We start from the raw sequence: 5,556 nt of genomic DNA on the forward strand, positions 1-5,556 counted from the left end.
TGTTCAAATGGCGATTCAGCGTTTAATTGGTTTTGGGAAAAAAGAAGAGTTTAAGGAAATTTTGGCAATTTTAAGAAAGCAGAATCCTGATAGGATAAGGGTTCTGTGAAATTTGTCGTGTACAGAGAATAATATTAATAAAAAATAAGGATAAATTTATGGAAAAAACTTTTATGGAAGCAATGGATTTTAGACATGCTTGTAAAATATTTGATGAGACAAAAAAGATAAAAGATGAAGATTTAAACTATATTTTAGAAGCAGGGAGAAAATCTCCTAGCTCTTTTGGGCAAGAGCCATGGAAGTTTTTGGTAATTACAAAAGTATAGCCTGAATTAGCCCTCGATTTTACATCTTGGAACCATGGCCCCCCCCTTTTTTAGGAAAAGGATGACCTTCGGTCTCTCTATTTAAAGGAAATCTTCACGCCTTTTTGTCGGATTCGGCTGAAATTTACGGGACGGTCTTATTTAAGAATGTATGGCTTAATGTTGCGAAAGAAGTTGATTTCCTCCCAATGGTTTTTAAAACCCTGCTTTATAATATCCTCTCTTATTGACCATAAGTACTCTTTTAGGTATATCGTCATTTGGTGCGCTTCATCAATTATATTAGGTGCAGACAGCGAAATGGCATTTTCTTTTCGCTGTACCTCTGAGATAATATGATTTAATGAAGATACCATTTCGTATTTAGTTTACAATATTTCCTTTTATAAAAGAAAATTGCGTAGTATGATTATTAAAAAACACCAAAAGATGTTATTCAAAGAACACATTGATATTAGCTTCAATCTCTAAACCGTTGATTTGGAAATACATAATACCCTATTTGTTCATTCTTTTGTTATTTGTTGTATGTTGCGTTATTCCATCAATAATTTTATTCCAATCTTCGAAATGTAGTTCGTGTCCGGTTCCATCAAGCGTTATTAGTTTTGAGCCGTTTATCTTTTCAAGTAAAACTGCTGAATTCTTAAAATGCCATATTTTATCGTCCGTTCCGTGTACAATTAAGGTTGGCTGATTGATTTCGCTCAATCTGTTCCAGTATTCTTCACCACCTTGCAGTGCCGCATGATTGAACATACTTATATAGTTATTAGCTCTTTTAAATTCGGCTCTAATCAGTTTTTCACTTCTTTGTTTGTCAAATTGTTTCCTGCCGCTCATCAATTCAGCACCTTGAATTAAATAATTTGCCACACTGTCTTCATTTGTCCAATCTACGGTTTCAGCTTTTCCGTGAAAATCTAAAATACGCGTATCCATTTCAGGAATTGTGGGGTCTGAGTCGCCCCAAGGACCTGATGAGATTAGTGTTATTGAACTTACCCTGTCGGCATATTTTATTGATGCTATTTGAGAAATCAGTCCGCCCAGTGAAATTCCCACAAAATTGGCTTTGACTATTTTATAGCCGTCCAAAATTGAAATAGCATCATGGGTTAAGTCAACAATATCATAGGGGGTTGAACCCGGTTCGTAATTAGTAGATTTTCCTACGTCCCTATTGTCGTAGCGAATAACAAAAAATCCCTTTTCAGATAGTTTCTGGCAAAATTCAGCATCCCAATACAACATGGATACCGTTGCTCCCGCAATCAAGAGTATTGCCGGATCTTTTTCACATCCAAAACTTTCGGTAAAAAGTCTTATTCCGTTTTTTTTAACTATTTTCTCTTTCATTTCCTCGCCTTTCTGTTTTATAGATTCATTAGTTTTTGGAACGAAAAGTCGAGGCTGAACATTTCCGTTTCGTTTATTATTGATTCTGCCTGTGCTTCTCTTCCATAAGCAAACATTTGCTGTTCATAATTTTCAATAGCCTCTTCAATGCTGTTAAATTTCCCATTGGTCAGATTATCCGACAATATCAAGGCATCCATCAACCCACTGTTTACGCCTTGTCCTGCAAAAGGAGGCATCAAATGAGCAGCATCTCCAATCATCGTTATGGGTAATGGACGCTTACTTTTCCAAGACTTATCTAAGGGAAATAGATTTAAAACCTTTGAAAGTAAGTGTATTAAAGGAGATTTTAAAAGATTACAACTCTTATTCAAATAAAAATTTACTTGATTTTTATTTGCTAAGTGGTGGAGTTGCAAAATATATAGAACTATTTATCTTAAACAGTAGTTTTGATTTAAAATCTATGATAGATACAATTATTGATCCAAACTCAATATTTTTGGAAGAGGGAAAAAATAGACTTATTGAAGAGTTTGGAAAAGAGTATGGAACATATTTTTCTATTTTAGCTTTAATCTCTGATTCAAAAACATCAAGAAGTGAAATAGAATCAATTTTGGAAAGAAATATTTCAGGACATTTATCACGACTTGAAAATGACTATAACATCATAAAATCAATTAAACCAATAAATGCTAAACCAAACTCAAAAGTACAAAAATATGAGATAGTTGATAATTTTTTATCCTTTTGGTTTAGATTTATTTTTAAATACCAATCACTAATCGAAGCTGAAAATTTCGATAGATTAAAAGAGATTATCTATAGAGATATCTCAACTTTTCAAGGAAAATTCCTTGAAAAACTTTTTGTGGAACTCTTAAAAGAGAAACAAACTTTCACTTCTATTGGCTCATATTGGGAGAGAAATAATCAAAATGAGATAGATATAGTTGCTATCGATGATATTGATAAGAAACTTCTAATTTGTGAAGTAAAACTAAATGAAAAACGGATAAACTATCAGGCTTTAGTTTTGAAATCTCAAAAATTAATTCAAGAGTATAAAGATTATGAGATAGAGTATAGGCTTTTATCGATAAAAGATATTTAAAATTAGAAAAACAGATAATAGCTGGTGCTAGAGTGGTTGCTAGGGTAATTACTCTAATTTCAAGTTGGTGCAAGTGGTTTTTGCAAACTTTGTATAAAGCCTTAATCGATATAAAAGTTAAGTTTGATTATATATAATTGTTGAATAATTTAAAAGGAGTACAAAATGAAAAAAGTTTTAATTTTAAATGGACACCAATATTATGAAAATGTTGCAAAAGGTGAATTAACTGAAAAGATTTTAGAAAAAGCGACACAATTTTTCAAAGAAAATAACTTTCTTATAAAATATACAAATATAGATAAGGGTTACGATATAAAAGAGGAGTGTGAGAAGTTTGAGTGGGCTGATTATGTGTTGTTTCAATATCCTGTTTATTGGATGGGTGTTCCTTGGATTACAAAAAAATATTTCGATGAGACTTTTACTCAAGGAAGACACTATGCAAACGACGGAAGAAGCAAAAACGATGATAGCAAAACTTATGGAAGTGGTGGATTACTAAAAGGCAAAAAATATATGCTAAGCTTGACATATAATTGTCCAAAAAGTGAGTTTAACAATCCTGATGGTTTTTTTGATGGATTATCACTAGATGAAGCAAATGTTGCTACTCATAAAACTTTTCAATTTGTTGGATTAGAACCTTTAAAACTTACTCTATGCATGATATTTTTAAAGGAGATTTGGATTTAAATAAAGAGTTAGCTAAATTTGAAGATACTTTAAGAGAGAATTTTGGTGGTGTTTCAAAAAGTATGCTGGCATTAAACGAATCCATTATTGATATAAAAGAACACTAAATCAAAGGCTTTGAAATGATTTTCAAGCTTTTTGGAGAAGTTGCAGCTTCTCCTAAAGCCTCGCCTGATTCGATGCCGTAATCGACAATTATTGCCTTCTATACCCACAGTGAAAAATTTACCAATCAACTGTTTGCATTCTTTAAAGGTCGTAACAAAGCTATCCCAATGGTCACTTGATATACATGTATAGCTTACACCTAACTGCTTCAATTTTAATTTAAGTCGTTTTGCAGTGGCTAAATCTCGGTTACCCCATACATAAGCAACAATTTCACCTGTTTCTCGATGATAGGCATAAATTAGCCATTGTTTATTTTGCTTATGACCAACAAAAGTCCAAAACTCATCTACTTCAAGGGTTTCATAATGACTTTGCTGTGCTCGAAGTTGATATTTTGATTGGCTAAGTGTCCGTAGAACTTTACCGATACTTACTCTTTCAATTTCTGCTATATCCCTGACACCACTGCCTCGCACCATGAGGTGTAATATTTTGGTTTTGATACCTGAGTGACAGCCTTGATAACTGAGAGCATGATCACCAATAAATTGACGTCTGCATATTTTACATTGGTAATTTTGCTTACCATCTACTTTTGTGCCATTTTTCTTTATACTGTCACTTAGGCAGGCTGGACACTTGATTTCTAGAGTTATTCGCATTTCTCTATTTTATCAAAATCCAACCTGCTTTTTTTCAGCATACTTTTTGAAACACCACCAGAATTTTAAGTTTAGTGTATATATAATTTGATATATTTAATTTAAGGAGCTATAATGAGTTTATTATTAAACAAAGGTAAAATAGGTGATTTGGAACTAAAAAATAGAGTTGTAATGCCACCTATGTGTATGTATAAAAGTGATAATAGTGGAGAATTAAAAGATTTCCATATGTTTCACTATACTTCAAGAGCAATGGCTGATGTTGGTTTAATTATTGTTGAACCAGCATCAGTTGAGCCAAAAGGAAGAGTTTCATCTTTTGAATTAGGACTTTGGGATGATTCTTTAATTGAAAATCATAAAAAAATGAATGAGAAGTTACACTTATTTGGAGCAAAAAGTTCTATACAATTAGCTCATGCAGGAAGAAAATCTGAAGTTGTTGATGATATTTGTGTAGCTCCAAGCTCAATTGCTTTTAGTCAAAAATCACCATATAAAGTTCCAAAAGCGTTAAGTCTTGAAGAGATAACAAAAATAAAAGAGTTGTTTGTAAATGCTGCAATTAGAGCCGAAAAAGCAAATTATGATTCAGTAGAACTTCACGCTGCTCATGGATATTTGTTGTGTGAATTTTTATCACCTTTAACAAATAAAAGAGATGATATTTATGGTGGAAGTTTAGAAAATAGGTGTAGATTAGTAATTGAAACTGCAAAAGAGATAAAAAATAGGGTAAAATTACCCCTTATTGTTAGAATTAGTGCTGATGAATGGATGCAAAATGGATGGAATATAGAAGACTCTATTTATTTATGTAAAGAGTTAGAAAAAGTTGGAGTTGATTGTATTCATGTTTCAAGTGGTGGAAATATAGAAAATCCAGATAAGATACCAAAAATTGAACCATTTTATCAAGCTAATTGGGCAAAAGAGATTAAAAAAAGTGTAGATATTCCTGTTATTGCTGTTGGTTTAATAACAACAGCAAAAGAGGGTGAATATCTTCTTGAAAATAGTTTTTGTGATTTTGTTGCATATGGAAGAGAGTTGCTTAAAAATCCAAATCTTGTATTTTATGCTGCAAATGAACTAAACGAAAAAGAGAAAATTAATAGCTCTTATGCAAGAGCATTTTTAAAATAATATTCTCTGTACACGACAAAAATAGATAACTCATTGAAATAATGTCACAATAATTGTTTTCTAACGACGAATACTATGACACATCTCAATGAGTTATATCTTATCTTAAACAAATCTCTAAAATGGAACA

At 31.9% G+C, this 5,556-nt stretch carries 6 protein-coding genes and 1 pseudogene; 4 read left to right on the forward strand and 3 right to left on the reverse strand.

Annotated elements, in window-relative coordinates; genetic code table 11:
- Nucleotides 1-158: 158 nt before the first annotated feature.
- Nucleotides 159-329 carry a nitroreductase family protein gene (locus FTU75_RS17955; protein WP_218944955.1) on the forward strand — a complete coding sequence of 57 codons (171 nt, stop codon included), beginning with the start codon at nt 159-161 and terminating at the stop codon, nt 327-329.
- Between the two features lie 498 nt (nt 330-827).
- Here FTU75_RS17955 and estT read toward each other — a convergent pair whose 3' ends face one another.
- On the reverse strand, nt 828-1,688 hold the full coding sequence (gene estT, locus FTU75_RS17960; protein ID WP_077782102.1) for a macrolide hydrolase EstT: 861 nt from the start codon (nt 1,686-1,688) through the stop codon (nt 828-830).
- A 17-nt stretch (nt 1,689-1,705) separates the two neighbouring features.
- Nucleotides 1,706-2,002, reverse strand: a pseudogene (locus FTU75_RS17965) (FAD-dependent oxidoreductase); the annotation flags it as partial.
- A gap of 155 nt (nt 2,003-2,157) precedes the next feature.
- On the opposite strand from FTU75_RS17965, the gene FTU75_RS17970 reads away from it, so the two are divergent.
- Together FTU75_RS17970 and FTU75_RS17975 are read left to right on the forward strand one after the other, a co-directional pair.
- Nucleotides 2,158-2,808 (forward strand): DUF234 domain-containing protein, encoded by a 651-nt coding sequence (locus tag FTU75_RS17970; protein ID WP_218944954.1) that lies wholly within the window; start codon nt 2,158-2,160, stop codon nt 2,806-2,808.
- 165 nt (nt 2,809-2,973) lie between these two features.
- Complete coding sequence (locus FTU75_RS17975; RefSeq protein ID WP_218944953.1) at nt 2,974-3,504, forward strand: NAD(P)H-dependent oxidoreductase; 531 nt, start codon at nt 2,974-2,976, stop codon at nt 3,502-3,504.
- Between the two features lie 71 nt (nt 3,505-3,575).
- Here FTU75_RS17975 and FTU75_RS17980 read toward each other — a convergent pair whose 3' ends face one another.
- The gene (locus FTU75_RS17980; RefSeq protein WP_004282341.1) at nt 3,576-4,277 is read right to left on the reverse strand and encodes an IS1 family transposase; all 702 of its coding nucleotides are present in this window, start codon (nt 4,275-4,277) and stop codon (nt 3,576-3,578) included.
- A 114-nt stretch (nt 4,278-4,391) separates the two neighbouring features.
- On the opposite strand from FTU75_RS17980, the gene FTU75_RS17985 reads away from it, so the two are divergent.
- Nucleotides 4,392-5,426 carry a tRNA-dihydrouridine synthase gene (locus FTU75_RS17985; protein ID WP_169538918.1) on the forward strand — a complete coding sequence of 345 codons (1,035 nt, stop codon included), beginning with the start codon at nt 4,392-4,394 and terminating at the stop codon, nt 5,424-5,426.
- The last annotated feature ends 130 nt before the right edge of the window (nt 5,427-5,556 follow it).

This window comes from Acinetobacter sp. YH12140 (assembly GCF_013418475.1).
Classification (GTDB): domain Bacteria; phylum Pseudomonadota; class Gammaproteobacteria; order Pseudomonadales; family Moraxellaceae; genus Acinetobacter; species Acinetobacter amyesii.